The sequence below is a fragment of the Pseudomonas sp. FP1742 genome, assembly GCF_030687145.1.
Lineage (GTDB): Bacteria > Pseudomonadota > Gammaproteobacteria > Pseudomonadales > Pseudomonadaceae > Aquipseudomonas > Aquipseudomonas frederiksbergensis_D.
Map to the genome: position 1 here is coordinate 5,805,758 of NZ_CP117460.1, position 24,180 is coordinate 5,829,937.

Sequence of the window (24,180 nt, forward strand, 5' to 3'; positions counted from 1 at the left end):
AGCATTTGTGTACCACCGAGATCCAGTGTGGGAGCGGGCTTGCTCGCGAATGCCGCGCCACCGATGCAACTGACTACTTACGAGGCTTGATCCGCGCCGTCGCCTCGGCCACCAGCGGATCATCCGGCCAGTAGTGCTTCGGGTAACGCCCCTTCAAATCCTTCTTCACCTCGGCGTAGGTACTACGCCAGAAGTTCGCCAGGTCCTGCGTCACCTGCACTGGCCGCCGCGCCGGGGACAGCAGATGCAATTTCACCACCTGCCGGCCACCGGCAATGCGCGGGGTTTCTGCCAGACCGAACAGCTCCTGCAAACGCACCGCCAGAATCGGTGGCTGTTCACTGTAATCCAGACGAATCGACGAACCCGACGGCACACTCAAATGGTGCGGCGCCAGCTCTTCGAGCCGTTGCGGCAACGGCCACGGCAGCAAGTTGTGAACGATGCTCGACAAGTCCAGGCTGGCGAAGTGGCTGAGACGCGAGACTTTACCCAGGTACGGCATCAGCCAATGTTCGAGGCTTTTGAGCAGTGCAGCGTCGCTGACATCCGGCCATTCGCTCTGGCCCTGGCTGCCGAGATCCAACTGCCGCAACAACGCCACCCGCGCCTGCCACTGACGCAGCTCTGGCGTCCAGGGCAACAGCTCCAGACCTTTGCGCCGCACAAGATTCACCAACGCCTGACTGCGAGCACTTTCATCGAGCCCGGTCAGCGGTTCGCGGCTGAGGATCAACTCGCCGACCTTGCGCTGACGCTCGGCCCGCAGCACACCTTCGCGCTCATCCCAATCCAGTTGATCGACGCACCGCACCTGTTCGGCCAGCACCGAGTCGAACAGCGCCGGATCAAAATCCGTCGCCAGATAAATCCGTTCTTCACGCTGGCCCTGACGACTGCCCAGATCGGCGATCACCAGCCACGGTTGTTTCATCAAGCTGTCCGCTTCGGCGAACAGCGCGGCACGACCATTGGCCAGTCGATATTCAGCGCCACCGGCCCGCCGCTGTTGGGCGACCCGATCGGGATAAGCCAACGCCAGCAACGCGCCGAGCCAGCGCGGATGCCCGGGATCGCTGACCGGCTCCGTCGCTTTGCCACGCAAGTAGCCGCGATATTGCCGCGCCAGTTGCCGGGCCCGTTGCACACCGCCCTGCGCACCGCGAGCGGCCCGTTCTTCACCGGACAGCAGCACCAGTCGACTGTGCAGGTCCGCACCAGCGCCACGCAAGATATCCCGCTCCCCGAGCAGTGCGGCGACATCGCAAGCCATGTCGGCCAGACCGAGCGCCTGGCCACGCAACAGCAAATGGGCGATCCGTGGATGGGCCGGCAGTTCGGCCATGGCCTGACCATGACGGGTCAGCGCTTCTCCCTCCAGCGCACCCAAACGCTCAAGCAGATCCTGGGCCTGTGCATAAGCCGCTGCCGGAGGCACATCGAGCCAAACCAACTGCCCCGGCGTCACGCCCCAACGACCGAGTTGCAAGGCCAGCCCGGCAAGGTCCGCCGAGAGGATTTCCGCACTGGCGTAAGCCGCCAGTTGCTCGTGCTGATCCTGCGACCACAAGCGATAACACACACCGGGCTCCAAACGCCCTGCCCGGCCCGCGCGCTGCGTGGCACTGGCCTTGGAAATGCGCTGAGTATCCAGACGAGTCATGCCGCTGCCAGGGTCGAAACGCGGCACCCGCGCCAACCCGGCATCGATCACCACGCGCACGCCATTGATGGTCAGGCTGGTTTCGGCGATGTTGGTGGCCAGCACCACTTTGCGCTTGCCCGCAGGCGCCGGGTCAATCGCCGCACGCTGCGCCGCCAGGTCCAGTTCGCCGTGCAATGGGCACAGCAACACCGGCGAACCTTCGCCCAGCGCATCGGCCAGTTGTTGATGCACCCGACGAATTTCCGCCTGCCCCGGCAAAAATACCAGCAGGCTGCCGGATTCATCGTTCAGTGCGTCGAGAATGGTCTGCACCACCTTCGGCTCGATGAATTCGCCGGGCTGAAACGGTCGGCCCCAGCGCATCGCCACCGGATACATGCGACCTTCGCTGCGCAGGATTGGCGCGTCATCCAGCAACCCGGCCAGGCGTTCGCCTTCCAGGGTTGCCGACATCAAGAGGATTTTCAGTGGCTGATCGTCACGAAACAGCTCCCGACCGTTCAGGCTCAGGGCCAACGCCAGGTCGGCATCAAGACTGCGTTCATGGAACTCATCGAAAATCAGCAAGCCCACGCCTTCCAGCGCCGGGTCATCCTGCAGGCGCCGGGTGAGGATGCCTTCGGTCACCACTTCGATGCGGGTATTGGGGCCGACTTTGCTGTCGAGACGAATGCGGTAGCCCACGGTTTCGCCGACCTTCTCGCCCAATTCACTGGCCAACCGCTCCGCCGCCGCCCGCGCCGCCAACCGGCGCGGTTCGAGCATCAGAATGGTCTGCCCGGCCAGCCACGGCTCATCGAGCAAGGCCAACGGTACCCGGGTGGTTTTACCGGCGCCGGGCGGTGCTTCGAGCACGGCTTCGTGGCGTGTAGCGAGGGCTTCACGCAATGCGGGTAAAACTTCATCAATCGGCAAAGAAATCATGCTGGCTCCAAAACAGAGCGACGAGTATAACGGCGAACTGCTTAGCCTTCGTCGCGGTCCTAATTCATACAGACGCCCCTTCGTTTCCAGATGACTCAGGAGATTTAATATGCGTGCTTCCTTTCGCTTGATCGGCGGTGTACTGGTCGCAACCTTGCTGACCCAAATGACCGCCTGCGGCTCGATTTTCTACCCGGATCGCCGCGGCCAGATCGACGGCAAGATCGACCCGGCCATTGCCGCGCTGGATGCCGTGGGTTTGTTGTTCTATATCATCCCTGGCCTGATTGCCTTTGCAGTAGACTTCGCCACGGGTGCCATTTACTTCGAGCCCGGCCGGACCGCTCAGGTGGCTCCGGAAAAACTCAGGGAAGCGATCGGCGCCGACGGCAAGGTCGATAACCACAAGCTGCAGACTATTCTGGAAAGTGAACTGGGCCGCCGCTTCCCGCTGGACGATCCACGCCTGATCCAGCACAAGGGCAGCCCCCAGCAACTGGCCATGTTCGGCTTGCAACCGGCCGCATAATTCATGCATTTGAAGGACTCACAGCGCTGATGACTACCCCTACCGACCACGCCCGCCTGCTGCGGCTGGCGACGCGCGCCTCGGTGGCGGTCGCGTGCACGTTGATCGTCGCCAAAGCCATTGCCTGGTGGCTGAGCGGCTCGGTGAGCATGCTCGCCGGGTTGACCGACTCGGCCCTCGACGGCATCACTTCGCTGCTCAATCTGTTGGCCGTGCACTATGCCTTGCGCCCGGCCGACGAAGATCATCGTTATGGGCATGGCAAGGCCGAATCACTGGCAGGCATGGCGCAGGCACTGTTCATTGGTGGCAGTGCAGTGCTGATCACCTTGCAGGCGATCGAGCGGTTGAAACATCCAGAGCCGGTGGGTGCGCCATGGCTTAGCATCGGGGTGATTGTGTTCTCCCTCGTGCTGACCGTGGCCTTGCTGATAGTGCAACATCGGGTGATCAAGGCAACCGGCTCCAACGCTGTGCGCGCCGACTCCTTGCATTACCGCTCGGACTTGCTGCTCAACGGCAGCATCCTGGTGGCTCTGGTGCTGGCCGGGTTTGGCTGGCATCAAGTCGACCCCTGGTTCGGGTTGGGGATCGCCGCCTACATCCTCTGGAGCGCCATTCACATCGCCCGGGAAAGTTTTGCTGTGCTGATGGATGAAGAACTACCGCCGGATGTCAGCCAGCACATGCTCGAACTGGCCTGCAGCGTGCCGGGCGTTCTGGGTGCCCATGATCTGCGCACACGGATTTCCGGGAACCATTGGTTCGTCCAGTTGCATCTGGAGTTGCCGGGGGAATTGACCCTGTCAGTCGCCCACGGCATCAGCGATCAAGCCGCCGATGCGATTCACGCCGCCTACCCGCGAGCCGAAGTGCTGGTGCACGCCGACCCGCAGGAAGCGGTAAAGGCCGCCGCCAGGGCTCAGTAACTCACCTGATAACCGCGGCTGCTCAGGCAGTTGCCTTGGGCCTGGCGGTAGGCTTGCACCACCGACGGGGCCGGTTGGTAGGTGACGGCACGTGGATCGAAACCGCTCTGCTCCACGGCCCAGCGATAGCATTCGTAACCGTCCCGGCTGACTTCCTCCGGCGACTGGCCGTTGGCCGGATACGCCACCACGTCGTAGCCATTGCCGGCCGGTTGCGGCTGCACGGGCGGTTCGACCACCACGTAATCCTGAGTGCTCTCCTGGTAGGCGTAATACGCGCCGGCCGCCAGGAACAGCAGCGCGCCGCCGATCCACACTTCACGGGCGTAATCGGGCAAGTAGCTGACCCGAATTCCGCGAGGCGGCTGAACCACCACATAACGTGGGCCTTGCGGGCGATACCAGTAACCACCGGAATAGAAATAATCCTGGCCACGGTACGGCACACGGAAGTGGCGATCCGGGAAGCGGTCGATCACGTACCCCGGACGATACTGAGGGCCGGGGCCCCAGCCAGTGCCGTGCCCCTCCGGGCGACCGGGCCAGCGACGGTCATCGTGACGCGGCTCCCGCCCCCCGGTTTGCCATGGCTGGTTGTAATTGTTACGCCGCGGTTCGTCCTGATAGTAGCCACGCCGAGGTTCCTGGGTCTGGCGCACGGTGTCGGGCCGTCCCTGGATCGGCAGATTGTTACTTGGTTGTTGCGGCGCTCGCTCCTGAACGTTGGAGTCGTGCAGTGTGCGGTTCTGCCACTGGCCGCCCTGAACGTTTGGATCGTGTAGCGGACGGTTCTGCCACTGGCCGCCCTGATTGTTGGGCTCGTACGGCTGGCGGCCCTGATTCTGATCGTGGCGCTCGAACTGACGGCTGTTGTCGCCACGAATGATTTCGGTGCTCTGCGGGCGTGGCTGATTGCTGGCGCCATGGCCCTGACCCTGTTCATTACCCCGATGATCAGGCCCATTCTGCCCGCCATCGGGGCCGCGGTTCTGCGGCTCATCGGCAAGCGATTGCGCAGTGACACTCACACACAGCAAACCAACCCCGGCCAAACGCCAGATGCGCGATTTCATGCTTTTCCTCACTGCGGGTTAGGGCCTGTACTTAAGACTGGGAAAGCGCAGGCCGGTTCTGCAACAGGTTATCAGTCACGCAACTTATTTATTGAGGGCTGGAGAGAAATTCCAGGCAATAAAAAAGGGAGACCCGTCGGCCTCCCTTTGAGAACTTCGTCCGTGCTCGACGCTTATGACGTCGGCTCACCTCACGCCGTCTTCTGGACAGTGTGTAGCTCGGGGGCCGACACAACCCCGGTGGGGGTGGCGACCGCAGCTGGCCTGATTGGGCGAGCCGCACTGGACTGTTTGTCCGAGCAGTGATTCTGGTGATAAGAATAGGCTTGGGGCACCGGCAGAGGATTGCGAAGATTGCTCAAATAAACATTACTTGCGCAATTTTTAACTCAGGATAGATAATCTGCCGCAATAGTTATGACAAAGGCCTGATTGATGAGCAAACTCGACCGATACGACCTGAGTATTTTGGCGGAATTACAGCGCGACGCGCGCATCTCCAATCAGGAGCTGGCCGAACGCATCGGCCTGTCGCCTTCGCCTTGCTCACGGCGGGTCAAGCAACTGGAAGACGACGGCTACATCTCCCGCCAGGTCGCCTTGCTGGACCGCAAGATGCTCGGCCTGAGCCTGACCGCCTACGTGCTGATCGGCATGGACCGCCATACACCCGAGCGTTTCGAAAACTTCGAAGCCGCCATTCGCACCTTGCCGCAAGTGCTGGAATGCAGCCTGGTCACGGGAATGGATGCGGATTATCAGCTCAAGGTGGTGGTGCCGGACATGGATCACTATCAGAAGCTGCTGCTGGGACACCTCACCCGGATTGAGGGGGTGACGAGTGTGCGGTCGAGTTTTGTGTTGAACCAGGTGCTCAACAGCACGGAGTTGCCGTTGACTCATCTGCGCAGCTGAACCCGCCTTCGCGAGCAAGCCCGCTCCCACATTTGATCTTCAGTAAACACATTTTTTGTGCACACCCGAGATCAAGTGTGGGAGCGGGCTTGCTCGCGAAGGGGCCGGCACAGGCGACGAATAGCTGCGACACACCGACGCAGGTCAATGCTCCATCAATCTGCCATCGCGTATACTCCCCCCGCCCTTTTAGCCCCACCCGCGCTGGAGATGTTCGATGGATCCTGCAGTTTTCGAAGAGTGGATGATGACTGGCCTGGTCAGCATCCTGATCATTTTCATGGGCTTCATCGTCTGGGATCTGGCAAAAAAATCCAAGGCCGGACGCTTCGGCTCGTTCATCCTGTTCTTTGTCCTGGGGCTGGGCGTGGCTGCGTTCGTGATCAAAAGCGTGGTTATCGGCCTGATCGAATCCGGCACTCTATAAACGCGCCGGCACTTCCTTCCACTGGCCCTGATCGAGCCCTTCGATCGACCAGTCGCCAATTCTGACCCGCACCAGGCGCAACGTCGGCAAGCCGACTGCCGCAGTCATGCGCCGTACCTGTCGGTTGCGTCCCTCGCGAATCACCAATTCCAGCCAGCTGGTGGGCACGCTTTTGCGAAAACGCACAGGCGGGTTGCGTGGCCACAGCTCAGGCTCATCAAGCTGTCGCGCTTCGGCCGGCAACGTCATGCCGTCGTTCAACTCAACGCCATCGCGCAAACGCTGCAACTGCTCGGCGGTTGGCTCACCTTCCACTTGCACCCAGTAAGTCTTGGCCAGTTTGTGTTTCGGGTCGGCAATCCGCGCCTGAAGCTGGCCGTCGTTGGTCAGCAGCAACAAGCCTTCGCTGTCACGGTCCAGCCGCCCTGCGGGGTAAATCCCCGGAATCTCGATAAAGTCCTTGAGCGTCGACCGCCCTTCGCCGTCGCTGAATTGCGTCAGCACATCGAAAGGCTTGTTGAACAGAATCAGCTTCGGCTCGGCCGGTGGCGCTTTGGCGACACGGCGCGGGGCGGAAGAAGATGACACAGGCTTCACGCCAGGGCGGCGGGAAACGGGACGTTGAGGACGGGACATGGCGAGAAGAACATCTAACGGTCAGGGCTGCTAATGCTAGTGCCCCAACCGTCAAATGACCATGAGAACAATCAGCGGAATGGCGGCTCGTCGAAGCTGCGCAATTTGCGCGAGTGCAGCGAGTTGAGTTCGGTGCGCAACAGATCCACCGCCTCGATGCCGATTTTCAAATGCTGGCTGACCGCGCGCTCATAGAAGGCGTTGGCCGAACCCGGCAGTTTGATTTCACTGTGCAGCGGTTTATCCGATACGCACAGCAACGTGCCGTACGGCACCCGCAAACGATACCCTTGCGCGGCGATGGTGCCGCTTTCCATGTCCACCGCCACGGCGCGTGACAGGTTGATCAGCGGACGTTCCTGGGCCCAACGCAGTTCCCAGTTACGGTCGTCGTAGGTCAGCACGGTACCGGTGCGCAGGCGCTTCTTCAGTTCATCGCCCTTCTCACCGGTGATATTGGCCGCCGCTTGCTGCAACGCCATCTGCACTTCGGCCAGGGCCGGAATCGGAATGTTCGGCGGCACCACCCGGTCGAGAATCCCGTCGCGGCGCATGTAAGCGTGGGCCAGCACGTAATCGCCAATGGTCTGCGACTGACGCAAGCCACCACAGTGGCCGATCATCAGCCAGCAATGCGGACGCAGCACCGCCAGGTGGTCGGTGATGTTCTTGGCGTTGGACGGGCCGACACCGATGTTTACCAGGGTCACGCCATGGCCGTCGCTGGCGATCAGGTGATAGGCCGGCATCTGGTAACGATGCCAGACCACGCCCGCAGCAATCGCCGAGGCTTCGCCATGGTCCATGCTCTTTTCGATGATCACGTTGCCCGGCAACACCATGCGCACAAAACGCGGGTCGTTGCGCAGTCGCTCCAGGCCATGAACGATGAACTGGTCAACGTAGCGGTGGTAGTTGGTCAGCAGAATCCACGGTTGCACATGGCGCCAGTCGCTGCCGGTGTAATGCACCAGTCGGCGCAGGGAGAAGTCCACCCGCGCGGCATCGAACAGGGCCAATGGCAGCGGGTCGGTGTTTTCCCAGTCGTATAGGCCATCGGCAATGCCATCGGTGGCGGCCGATAGATCGGTACTCGGGAACACTCGCGCCAGCACCGCCGCGGTAACGCCGGAACCGGCCAGTTCATCGCCCTGCTCGACCACGTACGGATAAGGAATGTTCTGCTGGCTGACGCCGACTTCCACGGTCACGGTGAAGTCGTGCATCAACGGGACAAGTTGTTCCAGCAGGTATTTACGAAAAGCGCGGGGATGAGTGACGGTGACGCTGTAGGTCCCCGGCAATTGAACCTTGGCATAGGCGCGAGTGGTCTGTGGGACTTCGCCCTGGCAGAGGTAGGTCAGACGCAACTCGGGATAACGAAACAGAGCACGCTGTTCAGCGTCCGGCTCGACGCGGTCCTTGAGATAACGCTTGAGCGCCTGATTCAGCGCTGTGGTTGCACGCTCGTGCAAGACAGCAAGCCGATCCACGGCTTGCTCGGCGGTTTGAACGACAATAAACGCTTCGGTCACGATCAGCTTCCTGTGTTCTGACTTGCAGACCTTCATCTTGCCTGCATCATCGCTTCACGGGAACCCTGTGGGAGCGGGCTTGCTCGCGAATACGGCCTGTCAGTCAACATCATTGTTGGATGATCAACCGCATTCGCGAGCAAGCCCGCTCCCACATTTTATTTGTGTCGATCACAAAGGAGTCGTCAAAACCCTTGCGGGGTCGAGCGCGCCACAATCGCCTCCACATCCAGCCCACGCGGCAACGTTCCATATACTCGGCCGGCCGAACCGAGGCGGCTGGCGATGAAGGCATCGCTGACTGCTGCATTACCAGCCTCCAGCAATAGTTTGGCCTGTAGTCCCAAGGCGATGTCTTCGGTGAGCTGGCGGGCGCGGTACTGAATGTCGTCGGTGTCCTTGAACGCCGCCTGCAACTGGCGGATGTGCGCGGCCAGGCGCTTGTCGCCATGACCATCGCCCAACTCGCTGAACAGCACATCGAGTACACCCGGTTCTTTCGACAACGCACGCAACACGTCAAGGCACTGCACATTGCCGGAACCTTCCCACGTCGAGTTGACCGGCGCCTCACGGTACAGTCGCGGCAGGATGCTCTCTTCGACATAACCGGCGCCGCCCATGCATTCGGCCGCTTCATTGATCATCGCGGGCGCGCGTTTGCAGATCCAGTACTTGCCTACCGCCGTCACCAATCGAGCGAATTTCGCTTCGTGGTCGTCATCCAGATGATCCAGCGCCCGGCCCATGCGCAGGCTCAACGCCAGGGCGGCTTCGCTTTCCAGGGCGAGGTCGGCCAGCACGTTTTGCATCAAGGGCTGCTCGCTGAGCAACTTGCCACCGACCTTGCGGTGGGCGCAGTGATGGCTGGCCTGGGTCAGGGCCTGGCGCATCAGCGCGCTGGAACCGACCATGCAATCGAAGCGGGTCATGGCGACCATCTCGATGATGGTGGGAACACCCCGGCCCTCTTCGCCGACCATCCAGGCCAGGGTGCCGCGGAACTCCACCTCGCTGGAGGCATTGGACCAGTTGCCGAGTTTGTTCTTCAGCCGCTGTATGTAGAACTGATTGCGCGTGTCGTCCGGGCGATGACGTGGCAGCAGGAAACAGGTCAAGCCTTTGTCGGTCTGGGCCAGGGTCAGGAAGGCATCGCACATCGGCGCCGAACAGAACCATTTGTGGCCCACCAGTTCATACGCCTGCCCCGGCCCACCGCCGTCGACCGGATACGCCTTGGTGGTGTTGGCCCGCACATCGGTACCGCCCTGCTTCTCGGTCATCGCCATGCCGATGGTGACCCCGGCCTTGTGGGCCATGCCGACGTTGCGCGGGTCGTATTCGGTGGCGAGGATTTTCGGCAGCCAGAGTTTGGCCAGATCCGGTTGCAGGCGCATCGCCGGGACACTGGCGAAGGTCATGGTCAACGGGCAACCGCTGCCGGCTTCTGCCTGACTGTGCAAATACGTCATGGACGCGCGGGCCACGTGGGCACCCGGTTGCGGGTCGGTCCAGGGCAACCCGGTCAAGCCATGCTCCACCGCCGTGCGCATCAATTGATGATAAGCGGGGTGAAATTCCACCAGGTCGATGCGATGGCCGTAACGGTCATGGCTGACGAACACCGGTTTGTTCTGATTGGCCGCAAACCCCGCCTCCATCAACGGCCCACCGGCCAATGCGCCGTAAGCGTCGATCCGCGACTCGGCCCAACCGGCATCGAATCGCTGCGACCACTCCTGCAACGGCAGGTCGATGCGATAGAGATTGGTGCCGTCCAGCGACGGTGGCTGGTTGGTGACTTCGTGGGTTTCGGCGAACTGATGCAGGTTCATGACGGGGCTCCTTTGGTCAGCCAAGGACCTTCAGTTAAGCACCGCCCCGAGGCCGAACAAAGTGGCATATCTGCCTAACTGTCGGCGCTTTCGCCCTATGCCGGGCAGAGCACCCTTCGATAGAGCGCCGCCTGCAAATCCTCGAATTTCACCGGTTTGTTCAAGTAGTCGACCAAGGTGTCGCTCGAGCAGTGCACTCGGTCCGCGCTCAGGGCAATCATGAACACGGGTAATTCGCTGCACCCCGGCAACGCGCGGATCCGGCAACAGATAGAAGCGCCGTCCAGTGGCGGCAACTGACAATCGAGCAGCACCGCATCAACGGCTTCATGCTGTAAGTGATCGAGCGCAGCAATGCCACTGTCAGCGGTGCGCACCCGGAAACCAAGCTTGAGCAACATGCCACGCATCACCAATTGATTGATGCTGTTGTCATCAACCAGCAACACCGTGCAGTCCTGGGGCAAGCGCAGGCCGGTGGTTTGCCGGGTGAACGAGGAGACGGGCTCCACCATCGACAGGTCGCATTCGACATCCAGCTGGAAGCGGCTTCCGCGACCCGGTTCCGAACGATGGCTCAGGCGGCCGCCGAGCAATTCGACCAACTGCCGACAGATCGCCAGGCCGACGCCCAGACCGCCATATTCACGGGTCATTGAACCATCAAGCTGGAAGAAGCGCTGGTACAGCGTCGCCTCTCCCAAATCGGTAAAACCGATGCCGGTATCGATCACCGCAAAAGACAACGCCAGCCGACCGGGTTCCGTCGGTTTCCCCGTCACCCGCAGCGCCAGACCGCCGATCCGGGTGAACTTGATTGCGTTGTCCAACAGACATTCCAGGCATTGCGCCAGCTTGCCGCTGTCGCCGTGCAGACGATCCGGCAACCCGGGCGCTATCTCGACCTTGAAGTCCAGCGACTTGCTCGCCGCATTGCCATCGAACTGCCCGCGCAAGGACTCGACCATGCTGCGCAAACTGAACGTGTCCGGATAGACCTTGAGCTTGCCGGCCTGCAATTCGGTCAGCGTGAGGATGCCATTGACCATGCGCATCATGTCCCGCGCCGAACCGGCGGCCGTTTGCTGATACTGCTCCAGCTCAGGGTTCATCTCGACGGTCTGCATCAGCTCCAGCGAGCCGATCACACCGTTCATGGGCGTACGCAGTTCGTGGGTCAGGGTGGCGAGGAATTCGTCCTTGAGCCTGTTACTGTGAGCCAGTTGCTGGTTCAGCACCTCAAGCTTCTGGCCGGCATCGAACAGCGTCTGTGCCTGTTGCTCGCGCATCGCGTTGATACGATCGGCCAGGGCCAGGGACAGTAACGCCACTTCAATCGCCGAGCCGATCTGGCTGGCGTACATGGTGAGAAACACGTTGGGCAAATAACCCAACACCATCATCGTGTTGACGACGCCACCGAGCAAAAATGCCGACCAGGCAATGATGAAGTAGCGCGCCACCCTCAAGCCGCGCCACCAGGCGAAAATCCCGGCGGCGAAAATTGCCACGGTAAAGACCAGTGCCAATGCCGTCGCCAGGCGCAGGGCCAGGGCGTAACTGGTCATCAACGACAACCCGACCACCAGCGCACTGAACGCAATCAGCGCCAGCAGCACACGGTCCAGCCAGCGGCTGTGGGTGGCCGTCTGCAAGAAGCTGCGGGCGAACTGGCTGCCGAACAAGCCCGAACAGCCAATGAAGAACGGCGTGGCGGCGTTGGCCCACCACGGATTGTTCGGCCAGAAATACTCCACGGCCGCGCCGTTCACCGACAGCTGATACAAACCGAACGAGGCGATGTAGACGATGTAATAGAGGTAACTGGTGTCGCGCACGCTGAGGAAGATGAACAGGTTGTAGACCAGCATCCCCAGCAACACGCCGTAAATCAGCCCCAGCACGTAGAGCCGCACGGGCTGCTCTTCAAGGTAAGCAGTGCTCGACCACAAGGTGACGGGCGCCTGAATCGAGCCTTCGCTCTGCAGTCTCAGGTACACCGTTTGCGCCTGCCCGGGCGCAAAGTTCAGATTGAACAGATAGTTGTTCTGGCGGATCTCGCGTGTGGCGAACGGCAATGCATCGCCGGTCTGTCGGACCAATTGATAATCGCCGCCGGCATCAGGCAAGTACAGATCAAGGTGATCGAGGGGCGGATAGGCCAGCTCCAGCAACCAGGCCCGTTGCGCCGACGGGTTGGTCGGACGGTACTGCAGGTCGATTTTCAACCAGAATGCCGAACGCGAATAACCGGCATTGAGGGTGGCTTTATCGTGGGGTTGGAAGTGCCCGGCCGCGGCTTGCGCACGGACATCGGCAATGGTCGCTTGACCGCCCGCGTCTTCATAAACCTGCATCGTTCGGCCCAGGGGAAGGCTCTGGGTGAACTCGTCGAATTCGACGGCGCTCGCCAGGAGGGGCAAGCACAGCAGCAACATCAGCAAATAGCGCATTTAAGCCCCAGCGTGGCCTGTCCGGTTCTGTCAGGAAGCCCCCCATTCCTTTTGAGTAGACGTAAAACCGGTATTACCTGTTATTGGTTTGGATCCACTCTAGCATAGCCGTTAGTGGCCATTGAACACCATTGAAATTTTTCCTACAAAGGCTCTAGAACAAGCGTTACAGCGCTATATATTGAGCTAGAGCTGTTGGCTTGATCAGGTCGTGACAATGCCCCCGGTGGGTGATGAACCCTGTGGCGAGGGGGCTTGCCCCCGTTCGGCTGCGAAGCAGTCGTAAATCTGCCGACGCGGTGTTCCAGACAGAAGGCAAAGGGGGCGCTTCGCACCCCAACGGGGGCAAGCCCCCTCGCCACAATGTATCGGCCGGACTGGACGTCGCAACACCCGAAAAAACATGTTTGGTGGTAAGCTCGCGCACCATGAATATCTACAGCTCTCGCCCCGTTGTCCTCTGTCTCTCCGGCCACGACCCTAGTGGTGGCGCCGGCTTGCAGGCAGATATCGAAGCCCTGCTTGCCCAGGGTTGTCATGCGGCTCCGGCCGTCACCGCCCTGACCGTGCAAGACACGGTCAACGTCACTGACTTCCGCGTACTCGATCGCGAGTGGGTGCTGGCCCAGGCCAATGCCGTGCTCAACGACTCCGAAGTCGCCGCCGTCAAACTGGGCATGCTCGGTTCCCTGGAAATGGTCGACACCGTGGTCGAACTGCTTTCAGCGCACCCGCATTTGCCAGTGGTCTGCGACCCGGTGCTGCGTGCCGGCGGTGGCGGACGACTGGGCAAGGACGAAGTCGGCTACGCCATGCGCGAACGCTTGCTGCCGCTGTCGATCATCGCCACTCCTAACCTTCCCGAAGCCCGCATCCTCGCCGAACTGCCCGAAGGCACCGCCGACGAGTGCGCGGAAAAACTCCTGCCGTTCGTCAAACACCTGCTGATCACCGGCGGCCATGGCGACGAACACGAAATCCACAATCGTCTGTACAGCCGCGACGGTCGCCGCGAAACCTTTACCTGCCAGCGCCTGCCCGGCAGCTATCACGGCTCCGGTTGCACGTTGGCCAGCGCCCTCGCCGGTCGCCTGGCCCAGGGTGAGCATCTCGTCAGTGCCGTACAGAGCGCGCTTGACTACACTTGGCGCACCCTGCGAGATGCGGAACAGCTGGGCAAAGGCCAGTTCGTGCCCCGCCGCCTGCCGCTGGATTTCTGTTCGTAACATTTGATGCGTAAAGCGCAGAGGCTTGTCCGATGAAACTACGTGGCCTGTACGCCATTACCGACAGCCAGTTACTGGCCGGTAAATTTCTTTCGTACGTGGAGGCGGCGCTCGAAGGCGGCGTCACCCTGCTGCAATACCGCGACAAAAGCACCGACGAGGCCCGGCGCCTGCGCGAGGCCGAAGCCCTGCGCGATCTGTGCGAACGCTACAAGACCCAACTGATCATCAATGACGACGCCGAACTGGCCGCGCGCCTGAATGTCGGCGTGCACCTGGGCCAGACCGATGGCCCGCTGATGCCGGTGCGAGCACTGCTCGGGCGGCAGGCGATCATCGGCTCGACTTGCCACGCGCAACTCGAACTCGCCGAACAAGCCGCCAAGGAAGGTGCCAGTTACGTCGCCTTCGGCCGCTTCTTCAATTCCAACACCAAGCCCGGCGCACCCGCATGCAGCCTCGACCTGCTCGACCAGGCCCGCAGCAAGCTGCACCTGCCGGTCTGCGCGATCGGCGGCATCACCCTGGACAACGCCGCCCCGCTGGTGGCCCACGGGGTCGATCTGCTGGCAGTGGTGCATGGCCTGTTTGGCGCCGACAGCACAGCTGAAGTGACGCGTCGCGCCCGCGCCTTTAACGAATTGTTCAAATCCTGATTTTGAGAGCCAAATAATGTCTCGTTCCGAAACCCTGTTTGCCAATGCCCAGAAACACATTCCCGGAGGCGTGAACTCGCCTGTTCGTGCGTTCAAGAGTGTTGGCGGTACGCCGTTGTTCTTCAAACACGCCGAAGGCGCCTACGTCACCGACGAAGATGACAAGCGTTATGTGGATTACGTCGGTTCCTGGGGCCCGATGATTCTCGGCCACAGTCACCCGGACGTGCTGGACGCGGTACGCAAACAGTTGGAGCACGGCTTGTCCTACGGCGCCCCGACCGCGATGGAAACCGAGATGGCCGACCTGGTCTGCTCGATCGTGCCGTCGATGGAAATGGTGCGCATGGTCAGCTCCGGGACCGAAGCGACCATGAGTGCGATCCGTCTGGCCCGTGGTTTCACCGGCCGCGACAGCATCATCAAGTTCGAAGGCTGCTACCACGGTCACTCCGACAGCCTGCTGGTCAAGGCCGGTTCCGGCGCACTGACCCAAGGCGTACCGAGCTCGGCCGGTGTACCGGCGGCGTTCGCCAAGCACACCCTGACCCTGCCGTTCAACGACATCGACGCGGTCGAAACCATGCTCGCCGAAGTCGGCCAGGACGTGGCCTGCATCATCGTCGAGCCAGTGGCCGGCAACATGAACTGCGTCCCACCGGCACCGGGTTTCCTCGAAGGCCTGCGGACCCTCTGCGACAAGCACGGCGTGGTGCTGATTTTCGACGAAGTGATGACCGGTTTCCGTGTCGCCCTCGGCGGTGCCCAAGCTTATTACGGCGTAACACCGGACCTGAGCACCTTCGGCAAGATCATCGGTGGTGGCATGCCCGTGGGCTGCTTCGGCGGCAAACGCAAAATCATGGAATACATCGCGCCACTGGGCCCGGTCTACCAGGCCGGTACATTGTCGGGTAACCCGCTGGCGATGGCAGCTGGCCTGACCACGCTGCGTCTGATCAGTCGTCCGGGTTTCCACGCCGAGCTGAGCGACTACACCAGCCGCCTGCTCGATGGCCTGCAACAGCGCGCCGATGCCGCCGGCATTCCGTTCGTGACCACTCAGGCCGGCGGTATGTTCGGTCTGTACTTCAGCGGCGCGGACGACATCGTGACCTTCGATGATGTGATGGCCAGCGATGCCGGCCTGTTCGGTCGTTTCTTCCACTTGATGCTCGAAGGCGGCGTGTACCTGGCGCCGAGCGCCTTCGAAGCCGGCTTCACCTCGATCGCCCACGGCGAAACCGAGTTGAAACTGACGCTGGACGCCGCCGAACGTGCCTTCGCCGCACTGAAGTAAATCTGCGACGCTGACGTTGGCGATTGCCAGCGTCAGCTTTCACCTACATCCGCACCCTTTTTCCTGCTCAGCTGCCAATAATCCCCCGCAAAGTGGGTGATATAGTCCCCGCGCAGCAGAAAAACGAGTAAAGACTTTGTAAGGTTGGCCCTGCTTATTTCATAATGCGCGCTTATTGGATCCCTCGACGGGTCCGCGCGCCCCTCAGAGGTAAGTCGATTCCCATGAACCGCACCGGCCGCACCCTTGCATTGGGCTGCCTGTTGCTCCTTCAGCCCCTGCTCGCGCTCGCACAAGCAGGCGGCAACTCGTTGTTGATCCCGGCAATGGGTCGCTGCACCCTCAATACTCAGCCGCAAGACCTGACGCAAGCGCTCGCCGCCTGCCAGAAAGCGTCGGATGAAGGGGATGCGCAAGCGCAATACGAGTTGGGTGAGTTCTACTACGAAGGCAAAAACGTGCCGCGCGACCTCAATAAAGCCCTGAGCTACTTCGAAAAGGCCTCGCTGCAAGGTCATGCCCAGGCGCAATTCAAACTCGGCACCATGTTCTTCCATGGCGAAGGCGTACCGGCCAATAACATTCAGGCGTATATCGTGCTGAAAATGGCCGCGGTCAACGGCGCCGAAGACGCGCTGGACACCGCCGACGAAGTCGCCGAGAAAATGCCCCGCGAAGATCTGGAAGTTGCCACTCAGGTGCTGGGGCAAATTTTCCGTAAATACCTGATGGAATTGCAAAGCGCCGACGGGCGTACGCCGTTTTCGCCATTGCCTTAACTTCTGCGTCGATCTTTGCCCCCTTCGCGAGCAAGCCCGCTCCCACATTGGATCTCTGTGTTCACAAATCATGTGTTCACATCGGATAACGTATGGGAGCGGGCTTGCTCGCGAAGGGGGCGACTCGGTCTTGAGGCTTACTTCTCAGGCATCGGCATCGGAAACGGCATGACATTGCCGACCGCGCCGCGGGCTTCGCTGATTTTCGGGGTGCCGAGGCGTTCGACCTCGTCGATGCGCACAATCGAATGCATCGGCACAAAACTGCGCACAACGCCTTCGAACTGAGCCTTGAGCTTTTCTTCGCTCGGATCGACGACCACTTGCGTGCGCTCGCCAAAGACGAACTCTTCCACTTCCAGGAAGCCCCACAGATCACTTTGATAGATCTGTTTGGCATACATTTCATACACCTGGCCCTGATTGAGGAAAATCACCTTGTAGATTGGAGCTTCACGTTTGGTCATGGTGGGCGGGTAACACATCGGGGATAAAAATGAGGGCGCGAACTATAGCATAGCCACTGGACGCGCAGCGGTAGGAACCTTGGGACATGTTCCCTATAATGCGCGGTTCTTTGAATCACGTGATGAATCTTTCCATGGCCAAGAAGCTTTACATCGAAACCCACGGTTGCCAGATGAACGAGTACGACAGCTCGCGCATGGTCGATCTGTTGGGTGAACATCAGGCCCTGGAAGTCACCGCCCGCGCTGAAGACGCCGACGTGATCCTGCTCAATACCTGCTCGATCCGTGAACGCGCCCAGGACCGGGTGTATTCCCAGCTCGGCCGCTGGCGTGAACTGAAGCTGGCCAACCCGGAAATGGTCATCGCCGTCGGCGGTTGCGTGGCCAGCCAGGAAGGCGCGGCCATCCGAGATCGCGCTCCATATGTCGACGTGGTGTTCGGCCCGCAGACCCTGCACCGCCTGCCGGAAATGATCGACGCCGCGCGCGCGACCAAACTGCCGCAAGTCGACGTCTCGTTCCCGGAAATCGAAAAATTCGACCACCTGCCCGAACCGCGCATCGATGGGCCGAGCGCTTACGTGTCGGTCATGGAAGGCTGCAGCAAGTACTGCACCTTCTGCGTGGTGCCTTATACCCGCGGTGAAGAAGTCAGCCGGCCGTTCGACGACGTGATTGCCGAAATCATCCACCTGGCCGAGAACGGCGTGCGTGAAGTGACCCTGCTGGGGCAGAACGTCAACGGCTATCGCGGGACCACTCATGATGGTCGTCTGGCTGACCTCGCGGAATTGATCCGGGTGGTCGCCGCGGTCGATGGCATCGACCGGATTCGCTACACCACCTCGCACCCGCTGGAGTTCTCCGACAGCCTGATCCAGGCCCACGCCGACGTGCCGGAACTGGTGAAACACCTGCACTTGCCGGTGCAATCGGGCTCCGACCGGATCCTCGCGGCGATGAAGCGCAACCACACTGCGCTGGAGTACAAGTCCAAACTGCGCAAACTGCGCGCCGCCGTGCCGGGGATCTGCATCAGCTCGGACTTCATCGTCGGTTTCCCCGGCGAGACCGAGAAAGATTTCGAACAGACCATGAAACTGATCGAAGACGTCGGCTTCGACTTCTCCTACTCGTTCGTCTACAGCCAGCGCCCGGGCACCCCGGCCGCCGATCTGGCCGACGAAACGCCGGAAGAGCTGAAAAAAGAACGCCTGAATGCCCTGCAACATCGTCTGAACCAGCAAGGGTTCGAAATCAGCCGACAAATGGTGGGCTCCGTTCAGCGGATTCTGGTCACCGATTATTCGAAAAAAGACCCTGGCGAACTCCAGGGCCGTACCGAGAATAACCGTATCGTCAACTTTCGCTGTGACAATCCGACCCTGATCGGCCAGTTCGCCGACGTGCACATCGATGCCGCGCAACCGCACTCACTGCGCGGTTCGTTGATCCAGTAACAGCGCATTCCCCCCTGTGGGAGCGGGCTTGCTCGCGAAGAGGGAGTGTCAGTCGACATCAATGTAACTGACACACCGCTTTCGCGAGCAAGCCCGCTCCCACATAGACCACGCCCGACCATGAATCAGATTGGTCTGTTTAAGAGCTTTCGCACCCAGGCGACTGGCGTTATCCTTGATTTCATCATAATTGCCCCAGGGCGGCTAAATACGACCTTGAACGCACCCATAGAACCACATCGTTTCATCCTCGAGCCTTTTGAGGCTCGCCGCTTCGCCAATCTGTGCGGGCAATTCGACGAGCATCTGCGCTTGATCGAACAGCGCCTCGCCATCGAGATCCGCAACCGCGGAAACCAGTTCGAACTGATCGGCGAACCCAAGCACACCACCTCCGCGGAAAACCTCCTGCGTCGCCTGTACCGGGAAACCAAGGGTACCGAGCTGTCGCCGGACATGGTTCACCTGTTCCTGCAGGAATCGGCCGTCGAGGAACTGGATAACCACTCCCCCGCCGAACCGTCCGTCGCCTTGCGCACCAAAAAAGGCATGATTCGCCCGCGCGGCCTGAATCAACTGCGCTATGTGAAGGAAATCCTCGGTAACGACATCAATTTCGGCATCGGCCCGGCCGGTACCGGCAAGACCTATCTGGCCGTTGCCTGCGCGGTAGATGCGCTGGAACGCGAGCAGATTCGCCGCATCCTGTTGGTGCGTCCGGCGGTTGAAGCGGGCGAAAAGCTCGGCTTCCTGCCGGGCGACCTGTCGCAAAAAATCGACCCGTACCTGCGTCCGCTCTACGACGCGCTCTACGAAATGCTCGGCTTCGAATATGTCGCCAAGCTGATCGAGCGTCAGGTGATCGAAGTCGCACCGCTGGCCTACATGCGCGGTCGCACGCTGAACAACAGCTTCATCATCCTCGACGAAAGCCAGAACACCACCGTCGAACAGATGAAGATGTTCCTGACCCGGATCGGCTTCGGCTCCACGGCGGTCATCACCGGTGACATCACCCAGGTCGACCTGCCACGGGGCACCAAGTCCGGGCTGCATCATGTGATCGAAGTGCTCAAGGACGTTCCGGGCATCAGCTTCACCCACTTCCAGCCCAAGGACGTGGTGCGCCATCCACTGGTGCAACGCATTGTCGAGGCTTATGAACGCTTTGAAAATCGCGCCGCCGATACAGCGCCAAAGGACACCCCGCGCGATGCTTGAGCTTGATCTGCAACTCGCTACCGAAGCGTCAGCTCCCAGCGAAGCCGAGTTCCGCCAATGGTGCGAATTGGCCCTGCGCCAGCGTACCGCCGACTCCGAAATGACCATCCGCCTGGTCGATGAAGAGGAAGCCCGTGAACTGAACTTCACATGGAGGCAAAAAGACTACGCTACAAATGTTTTGTCATTCCCGGCCGAGGTCCCCGACGAGTTTCTCGATATCCCGTTACTGGGAGATCTGGTGATCTGCGTGGCCGTGGTCGAGCGCGAAGCCGCCGAACAAGGCAAGGCACTCAATGCCCATTGGGCGCATCTGGTCATTCACGGCTGCTTGCATCTGCTTGGTTACGACCATATAGATGATGAAGAAGCCGAAGAAATGGAAGCACTGGAACGAACGTTGCTTGCAGAACTGGGTCATCCGGACCCTTATGCGGACGACGAAACAGACACATCCCCTATCGTTACAACAAAGGATTCAGAGTAATCGCTATGAGCGAAGATCGATCGAGCAACGGGCAGAAGTCCTGGCTGGGTAAGCTCACCCAGGCTTTTGCCCACGAGCCGAAGAACCGCCAGGAGCTGCTGGAGCTGCTGCGCGATGCACACCAAAACAAGTTGCTGGACAGCGAAGCGCTGGCCATCGTCGAAGGCGCCATCCAGGTTGCAGACCTGCAAGTACGGGACATCATGGTTCCGCGCTCGCAGATGATCAGCATCAAGGCGACCCAGACACCCCGCGAATTCCTGCCAGCCGTGGTCGACTCGGCCCACTCCCGCTATCCGGTGATCGGCGAAAGCCACGATGACGTGATGGGCGTGCTGCTGGCCAAGGACTTGCTGCCGTTGATCCTCAAGGAAAACGGCGACAGCTTCAACATCAAGGACCTGCTGCGTCCGGCCACGTTCGTGCCCGAGTCCAAGCGCCTGAATGTGCTGCTGCGCGAGTTCCGCGCCAACCATAACCACATGGCCATCGTCATTGACGAATACGGCGGCGTGGCGGGTCTGGTGACCATCGAAGACGTGCTCGAACAAATTGTCGGCGACATCGAAGACGAGCATGACGTCGAAGAAGACAGCTACATCAAGCCGCTGCCCAGCGGTGACTTCCTGATCAAGGCCCTGACGCCAATCGAGAACTTCAACGAGTTCTTCGACAGCGAATTCTCCGACGACGAATTCGACACTGTTGGCGGCCTGGTGATGAGCGCGTTCGGGCACTTGCCAAAACGCAACGAAATCACTGAAATCGGCGCCTATCGCTTCCGCATCCTGAACGCCGACAGCCGTCGGATTCATTTGCTGCGTCTGACACCTATAGCTCGGTAACTCTAAGGATTGAAATGCGCTGGATAACCCGCCCCGGCTGGCCCGGTAACCTGCTGGCCGTGGCGGCCGGTGCACTTACCACCCTGGCCCTGGCGCCGTTCGATATCTGGCCGCTGGCATTGCTGGCGGTCGGTTTCTTCTATGCCGGCTTGCGCGAACTGAGCCCCCGTCAGGCCCTGGGCCGTGGCTGGTGTTTCGGTTTCGGCCTGTTTGCCGGCGGAACCAGTTGGATCTACTACAGCATTCACAACTTCGGCGGCGCTTCGGTACTGTTGGCCGGGTTCTTGATGCTGCTCTTCACCGCCGCGATTGCCTGGTTCTTCGCCCTGCCCGCCTGGATTTGGACACGCTGGTTGCGCCGTAACGAAGCGCCGCTGGGCGATGCCCTGGCGTTTGCAGCGTTGTGGGTGGGACAGGAAGCCTTTCGCGGCTGGTTTCTCACCGGCTTTCCATGGCTCTATTCCGGTTACAGCCAGCTCGACGGCCCACTGGCCGGGCTCGCGCCAGTCGGCGGGATGTGGCTGATTTCCTTCGCTCTGGCCCTGACCGCCGCGCTGATCTACAACGCACCGCGTCTGATCCGCAGCGGTCGCAAAGGCTTTATCGCCATGGGTGTGTTGCTGCTGGCCGGTCCGTGGGTGGCCGGCATGGCGCTCAAGCAGCATGCCTGGACCAGCCCTTCGGGCGCGCCGCTGAGTGTTGCGGCGATTCAGGGCAACATCGAACAAAGCATGAAATGGGATCCGGCGCAGCTCAACGCGCAGTTGGCCCTATACCGCGACATGAGTTTCAGCTCAAAACCCGTCGACCTGCTGATCTGGCCGGAAACGGCGGTCCCGGTACTCAAGGAGTCCGCCGAGGGCTATCTGAACATGATGGGCAGCTTCGCTGCAGATCGTAAATCCGCGCTGATTACCGGCGTACCGATTCGCCAGGAAGTCCATCACGAGAAGCGTTTCTTCAACGGCATTACCGTTGTCGGCGAAGGCGATGGCACGTACCTGAAGCAAAAACTGGTGCCGTTCGGCGAATACGTTCCGTTGCAGGAAGTCTTGCGCGGCCTGATCGCCTTCTTCGACCTGCCGATGTCCGACTTTGCCCGCGGGCCAGCCGATCAACCGCTGCTGCAGGCCAAGGGTTATCAGATTGCGCCGTACATCTGCTATGAAGTGGTCTACCCGGAATTCGCCGCCGGCCTCGCCGCCCGCAGCGATTTGCTGCTGACCATCAGCAACGACACCTGGTTCGGCACCTCGATCGGCCCGCTGCAACACTTGCAGATGGCGCAGATGCGCGCACTTGAGGCGGGCCGCTGGATGATCCGGGCCACCAACAACGGCGTAACCGGCCTGATCAACCCGTTTGGCCAGATCACCGCCAGGATTCCGCAATTCGAACGCGGCATCCTGTACGGCGAAGTGGTGCCGATGCACAACCTGACGCCGTATCTGCAATGGCGTTCGTGGCCGCTGATCATCATTTGCCTACTGTTGTTTGGCTGGGCGTTGATGGCCAACCGAATGGCGAAGACCGTTTGACTCAGGCCCGGTGATCATTCCCCTGCGGGAATGATCACTCCTCAACGGGCTCGCCTCGATAGAACATCCAATACCCGACCTGCCCCACGGCCTCATTCATCAACTGCCCCGATTGCCAGATCGATTTGAACTCCGGCATCCAGCCACCCAGTGGCCGGGCATTGTCCACGCCTAAAAACCCCACTGGCGCCGGCACCACCTCAAATCCGGCCTGCTCAAAGCTCCAGACCGCTCGCGGCATGTGCCACGCCTGAGTCACGACCACCACTCGCTTGATTCCCTGCGGCAACAACACTTGGGCGCTGAACTGCGCATTTTCCCAGGTTGTGCGGCTGCGCCCTTCCTGCCAGCGCACCGTCACGCCAAAATCATCGAGCAACGAGTCCGCCATCAACTGCGCTTCAGTGGGCGGTGTACCGTAATGCAGGCCACCGCTGGTCAGAATCGGCAAGCCGGACGCCTTGGCCAGGCGTGCCGCATAGCGCTCACGCCCCAGACCTACGCCGGTCGGCTGGTCGACACCCCAGGCCAGGTCGCCACGCTCACGCCCCGAACCCAGCACCACAATCGCGTCGGCGCGCTGGCCCAGAGTGGCCCACTCCTCGCGCACGAGCGGCGGCTCGCGCTCCAGAGCCCGGGCACTCCACTCCACCATCACTGGCAGGCTCATCAACCAGAAGCCGCCCACGCCCAGAACGAAGCACACTCCCGCCAGCCTCGGCCTGGAACGGCGCCACCACCAGGCGAGCACGAGTAACAGCAAAAGAATGCCGGGCGGCAATAGAAGTTGTTTAATGAAATAACGAAAAGGCATCGGGCATCTCCATAGATGCCCGAAGCCTAAGTGGGTTAACGCAATGCGACAACAAATGCGGAAGGACTTTATTTCAAAAAACCATATGCGATGGTTTCAAGTGTCCTTACTTGAACTGCAGAGACCGGACCTTTACCGCGCCTCCGCCGGGTGTCTTATCCTTGAGCCAGATGATCTTGGCCGTACGTGGTGCCTCGAGTTGCTTCACTGCTGCTGACAAGCATCCGTGCGTTTCACGTTCACTGCGGTCCAGATAGGCCTTGACCAGTTCAAACTCTGCGGGGGTCAAACCACGCAGTTCCAGCTCCAGGGGACGCTCGTCACGAAGCCGTCCAGCGGTTTTGGCCGCGTCCAGGGCCATTGCAAGACGGTCGATCAGTCTTTCGTACAGCTCCGGTTTTGTAGCTTTTTGCTGTGAATCAACCATCCATCACCTCATTGAAGATAAGACTCACTCCCCTT

At 60.7% G+C, this 24,180-nt stretch carries 22 protein-coding genes; 13 read left to right on the forward strand and 9 right to left on the reverse strand.

Annotated features, from left to right (window positions below):
* Positions 1-73: 73 nt before the first annotated feature.
* Entirely contained in the window at positions 74-2,590 is a 2,517-nt protein-coding gene (gene hrpB / locus PSH64_RS26320; protein WP_305479165.1) for an ATP-dependent helicase HrpB, read from the reverse strand.
* Between the two features lie 109 nt (positions 2,591-2,699).
* On the opposite strand from hrpB, the gene PSH64_RS26325 reads away from it, so the two are divergent.
* Together PSH64_RS26325 and PSH64_RS26330 are read left to right on the forward strand one after the other, a co-directional pair.
* The gene (locus tag PSH64_RS26325; RefSeq protein ID WP_105343650.1) at positions 2,700-3,119 is read left to right on the forward strand and encodes a polyribonucleotide nucleotidyltransferase; all 420 of its coding nucleotides are present in this window, start codon (positions 2,700-2,702) and stop codon (positions 3,117-3,119) included.
* Positions 3,120-3,148: 29 nt separating this feature from the next.
* A complete protein-coding gene (locus PSH64_RS26330; RefSeq protein ID WP_105343648.1) occupies positions 3,149-4,048 on the forward strand; it encodes a cation diffusion facilitator family transporter in 900 nt (299 codons plus the stop codon).
* Here PSH64_RS26330 and PSH64_RS26335 read toward each other — a convergent pair.
* On the reverse strand, positions 4,042-5,121 hold the full coding sequence (locus PSH64_RS26335; protein ID WP_305479166.1) for a DUF6515 family protein: 1,080 nt from the start codon (positions 5,119-5,121) through the stop codon (positions 4,042-4,044). The two genes, PSH64_RS26330 and PSH64_RS26335, sit on opposite strands and share 7 nt — an antisense overlap.
* Before the next feature lie 435 nt (positions 5,122-5,556).
* Here PSH64_RS26335 and PSH64_RS26340 point away from each other — a divergent pair, with 435 nt between their 5' ends.
* Together PSH64_RS26340 and PSH64_RS26345 are read left to right on the forward strand one after the other, a co-directional pair.
* Complete coding sequence (locus PSH64_RS26340; protein WP_007937367.1) at positions 5,557-6,036, forward strand: Lrp/AsnC family transcriptional regulator; 480 nt, start codon at positions 5,557-5,559, stop codon at positions 6,034-6,036.
* A 217-nt stretch (positions 6,037-6,253) separates the two neighbouring features.
* Positions 6,254-6,463, forward strand: coding sequence for a DUF2788 domain-containing protein (locus PSH64_RS26345; protein ID WP_007937369.1), 210 nt, complete (start codon positions 6,254-6,256; stop codon positions 6,461-6,463).
* On the opposite strand, the gene PSH64_RS26350 is transcribed toward PSH64_RS26345, so the two are convergent.
* The 4 genes from PSH64_RS26350 to PSH64_RS26365 form a co-directional block, all read right to left on the reverse strand.
* Positions 6,458-7,099, reverse strand: a complete 642-nt coding sequence (locus tag PSH64_RS26350) for a pseudouridine synthase (protein WP_305479167.1) — start codon at positions 7,097-7,099, stop codon at positions 6,458-6,460. The two genes, PSH64_RS26345 and PSH64_RS26350, sit on opposite strands and share 6 nt — an antisense overlap.
* Positions 7,100-7,170: 71 nt before the next feature.
* Positions 7,171-8,670: an AMP nucleosidase gene (gene amn, locus PSH64_RS26355; protein ID WP_181150673.1), complete on the reverse strand. Its 1,500-nt coding sequence runs from the start codon at positions 8,668-8,670 to the stop codon at positions 7,171-7,173.
* A gap of 149 nt (positions 8,671-8,819) precedes the next feature.
* On the reverse strand, positions 8,820-10,469 hold the full coding sequence (locus tag PSH64_RS26360; protein ID WP_105343643.1) for an acyl-CoA dehydrogenase family protein: 1,650 nt from the start codon (positions 10,467-10,469) through the stop codon (positions 8,820-8,822).
* Positions 10,470-10,564: 95 nt separating this feature from the next.
* The gene (locus tag PSH64_RS26365; RefSeq protein ID WP_305479168.1) at positions 10,565-12,922 is read right to left on the reverse strand and encodes a hybrid sensor histidine kinase/response regulator; all 2,358 of its coding nucleotides are present in this window, start codon (positions 12,920-12,922) and stop codon (positions 10,565-10,567) included.
* Positions 12,923-13,350: 428 nt separating this feature from the next.
* On the opposite strand from PSH64_RS26365, the gene PSH64_RS26370 reads away from it, so the two are divergent.
* From PSH64_RS26370 to PSH64_RS26385, 4 genes are all read left to right on the forward strand, one after another.
* Positions 13,351-14,148 carry a hydroxymethylpyrimidine/phosphomethylpyrimidine kinase gene (locus tag PSH64_RS26370; RefSeq protein ID WP_030129523.1) on the forward strand — a complete coding sequence of 266 codons (798 nt, stop codon included), beginning with the start codon at positions 13,351-13,353 and terminating at the stop codon, positions 14,146-14,148.
* A gap of 32 nt (positions 14,149-14,180) precedes the next feature.
* On the forward strand, positions 14,181-14,804 hold the full coding sequence (gene thiE, locus PSH64_RS26375) for a thiamine phosphate synthase (RefSeq protein WP_105343639.1): 624 nt from the start codon (positions 14,181-14,183) through the stop codon (positions 14,802-14,804).
* A gap of 16 nt (positions 14,805-14,820) precedes the next feature.
* Positions 14,821-16,104 carry a glutamate-1-semialdehyde 2,1-aminomutase gene (gene hemL, locus PSH64_RS26380; protein WP_105343637.1) on the forward strand — a complete coding sequence of 428 codons (1,284 nt, stop codon included), beginning with the start codon at positions 14,821-14,823 and terminating at the stop codon, positions 16,102-16,104.
* 224 nt (positions 16,105-16,328) lie between these two features.
* Positions 16,329-16,883, forward strand: a complete 555-nt coding sequence (locus tag PSH64_RS26385; RefSeq protein ID WP_018925768.1) for a tetratricopeptide repeat protein — start codon at positions 16,329-16,331, stop codon at positions 16,881-16,883.
* Positions 16,884-17,020: 137 nt separating this feature from the next.
* Here the strand turns inward: PSH64_RS26385 and PSH64_RS26390 are convergent, their stop codons facing one another.
* The gene (locus PSH64_RS26390) at positions 17,021-17,350 is read right to left on the reverse strand and encodes a DUF1820 family protein (RefSeq protein ID WP_007894425.1); all 330 of its coding nucleotides are present in this window, start codon (positions 17,348-17,350) and stop codon (positions 17,021-17,023) included.
* A 134-nt stretch (positions 17,351-17,484) separates the two neighbouring features.
* Here PSH64_RS26390 and miaB point away from each other — a divergent pair, with 134 nt between their 5' ends.
* The 5 genes from miaB to lnt all read left to right on the forward strand — a co-directional run bounded on the left by miaB (position 17,485) and on the right by lnt (position 22,904).
* Positions 17,485-18,813 carry a tRNA (N6-isopentenyl adenosine(37)-C2)-methylthiotransferase MiaB gene (gene miaB / locus PSH64_RS26395; protein WP_019581336.1) on the forward strand — a complete coding sequence of 443 codons (1,329 nt, stop codon included), beginning with the start codon at positions 17,485-17,487 and terminating at the stop codon, positions 18,811-18,813.
* 216 nt (positions 18,814-19,029) lie between these two features.
* A complete protein-coding gene (locus PSH64_RS26400) occupies positions 19,030-20,034 on the forward strand; it encodes a PhoH family protein (RefSeq protein WP_105343894.1) in 1,005 nt (334 codons plus the stop codon).
* Positions 20,027-20,521 (forward strand): rRNA maturation RNase YbeY, encoded by a 495-nt coding sequence (gene ybeY, locus PSH64_RS26405; RefSeq protein ID WP_105343636.1) that lies wholly within the window; start codon positions 20,027-20,029, stop codon positions 20,519-20,521. The genes PSH64_RS26400 and ybeY overlap by 8 nt, the downstream gene beginning before the upstream one ends.
* A 5-nt stretch (positions 20,522-20,526) precedes the next feature.
* Entirely contained in the window at positions 20,527-21,366 is an 840-nt protein-coding gene (locus PSH64_RS26410) for an HlyC/CorC family transporter (RefSeq protein WP_007909641.1), read from the forward strand.
* A gap of 14 nt (positions 21,367-21,380) precedes the next feature.
* On the forward strand, positions 21,381-22,904 hold the full coding sequence (gene lnt, locus PSH64_RS26415) for an apolipoprotein N-acyltransferase (protein WP_105343634.1): 1,524 nt from the start codon (positions 21,381-21,383) through the stop codon (positions 22,902-22,904).
* A gap of 34 nt (positions 22,905-22,938) precedes the next feature.
* On the opposite strand, the gene PSH64_RS26420 is transcribed toward lnt, so the two are convergent.
* Both PSH64_RS26420 and PSH64_RS26425 read right to left on the reverse strand, forming a co-directional pair.
* Positions 22,939-23,718 carry a YdcF family protein gene (locus tag PSH64_RS26420; RefSeq protein WP_105343632.1) on the reverse strand — a complete coding sequence of 260 codons (780 nt, stop codon included), beginning with the start codon at positions 23,716-23,718 and terminating at the stop codon, positions 22,939-22,941.
* Between the two features lie 106 nt (positions 23,719-23,824).
* A complete protein-coding gene (locus PSH64_RS26425; protein ID WP_007937410.1) occupies positions 23,825-24,145 on the reverse strand; it encodes a hypothetical protein in 321 nt (106 codons plus the stop codon).
* Between the last annotated feature and the right edge of the window lie 35 nt (positions 24,146-24,180).

Excerpts from the sequence above, each read along its gene's own strand:
- hrpB (WP_305479165.1), bottom strand. The coding sequence starts at position 2,590 with ATGATTTCTTTGCCGATTGATGAAGTTTTACCCGCATTGCGTGAAGCC.
- PSH64_RS26325 (WP_105343650.1), top strand. The coding sequence starts at position 2,700 with ATGCGTGCTTCCTTTCGCTTGATCGGCGGTGTACTGGTCGCAACCTTG.
- PSH64_RS26330 (WP_105343648.1), top strand. The coding sequence starts at position 3,149 with ATGACTACCCCTACCGACCACGCCCGCCTGCTGCGGCTGGCGACGCGC.
- PSH64_RS26335 (WP_305479166.1), bottom strand. The coding sequence starts at position 5,121 with ATGAAATCGCGCATCTGGCGTTTGGCCGGGGTTGGTTTGCTGTGTGTG.
- PSH64_RS26340 (WP_007937367.1), top strand. The coding sequence starts at position 5,557 with ATGAGCAAACTCGACCGATACGACCTGAGTATTTTGGCGGAATTACAG.
- PSH64_RS26345 (WP_007937369.1), top strand. The coding sequence starts at position 6,254 with ATGGATCCTGCAGTTTTCGAAGAGTGGATGATGACTGGCCTGGTCAGC.
- PSH64_RS26350 (WP_305479167.1), bottom strand. The coding sequence starts at position 7,099 with ATGTCCCGTCCTCAACGTCCCGTTTCCCGCCGCCCTGGCGTGAAGCCT.
- amn (WP_181150673.1), bottom strand. The coding sequence starts at position 8,670 with ATGAAGGTCTGCAAGTCAGAACACAGGAAGCTGATCGTGACCGAAGCG.
- PSH64_RS26360 (WP_105343643.1), bottom strand. The coding sequence starts at position 10,469 with ATGAACCTGCATCAGTTCGCCGAAACCCACGAAGTCACCAACCAGCCA.
- PSH64_RS26365 (WP_305479168.1), bottom strand. The coding sequence starts at position 12,922 with ATGCGCTATTTGCTGATGTTGCTGCTGTGCTTGCCCCTCCTGGCGAGC.
- PSH64_RS26370 (WP_030129523.1), top strand. The coding sequence starts at position 13,351 with ATGAATATCTACAGCTCTCGCCCCGTTGTCCTCTGTCTCTCCGGCCAC.
- thiE (WP_105343639.1), top strand. The coding sequence starts at position 14,181 with ATGAAACTACGTGGCCTGTACGCCATTACCGACAGCCAGTTACTGGCC.
- hemL (WP_105343637.1), top strand. The coding sequence starts at position 14,821 with ATGTCTCGTTCCGAAACCCTGTTTGCCAATGCCCAGAAACACATTCCC.
- PSH64_RS26385 (WP_018925768.1), top strand. The coding sequence starts at position 16,329 with ATGAACCGCACCGGCCGCACCCTTGCATTGGGCTGCCTGTTGCTCCTT.
- PSH64_RS26390 (WP_007894425.1), bottom strand. The coding sequence starts at position 17,350 with ATGACCAAACGTGAAGCTCCAATCTACAAGGTGATTTTCCTCAATCAG.
- miaB (WP_019581336.1), top strand. The coding sequence starts at position 17,485 with ATGGCCAAGAAGCTTTACATCGAAACCCACGGTTGCCAGATGAACGAG.
- ybeY (WP_105343636.1), top strand. The coding sequence starts at position 20,027 with ATGCTTGAGCTTGATCTGCAACTCGCTACCGAAGCGTCAGCTCCCAGC.
- PSH64_RS26410 (WP_007909641.1), top strand. The coding sequence starts at position 20,527 with ATGAGCGAAGATCGATCGAGCAACGGGCAGAAGTCCTGGCTGGGTAAG.
- lnt (WP_105343634.1), top strand. The coding sequence starts at position 21,381 with ATGCGCTGGATAACCCGCCCCGGCTGGCCCGGTAACCTGCTGGCCGTG.
- PSH64_RS26420 (WP_105343632.1), bottom strand. The coding sequence starts at position 23,718 with ATGCCTTTTCGTTATTTCATTAAACAACTTCTATTGCCGCCCGGCATT.
- PSH64_RS26425 (WP_007937410.1), bottom strand. The coding sequence starts at position 24,145 with ATGGTTGATTCACAGCAAAAAGCTACAAAACCGGAGCTGTACGAAAGA.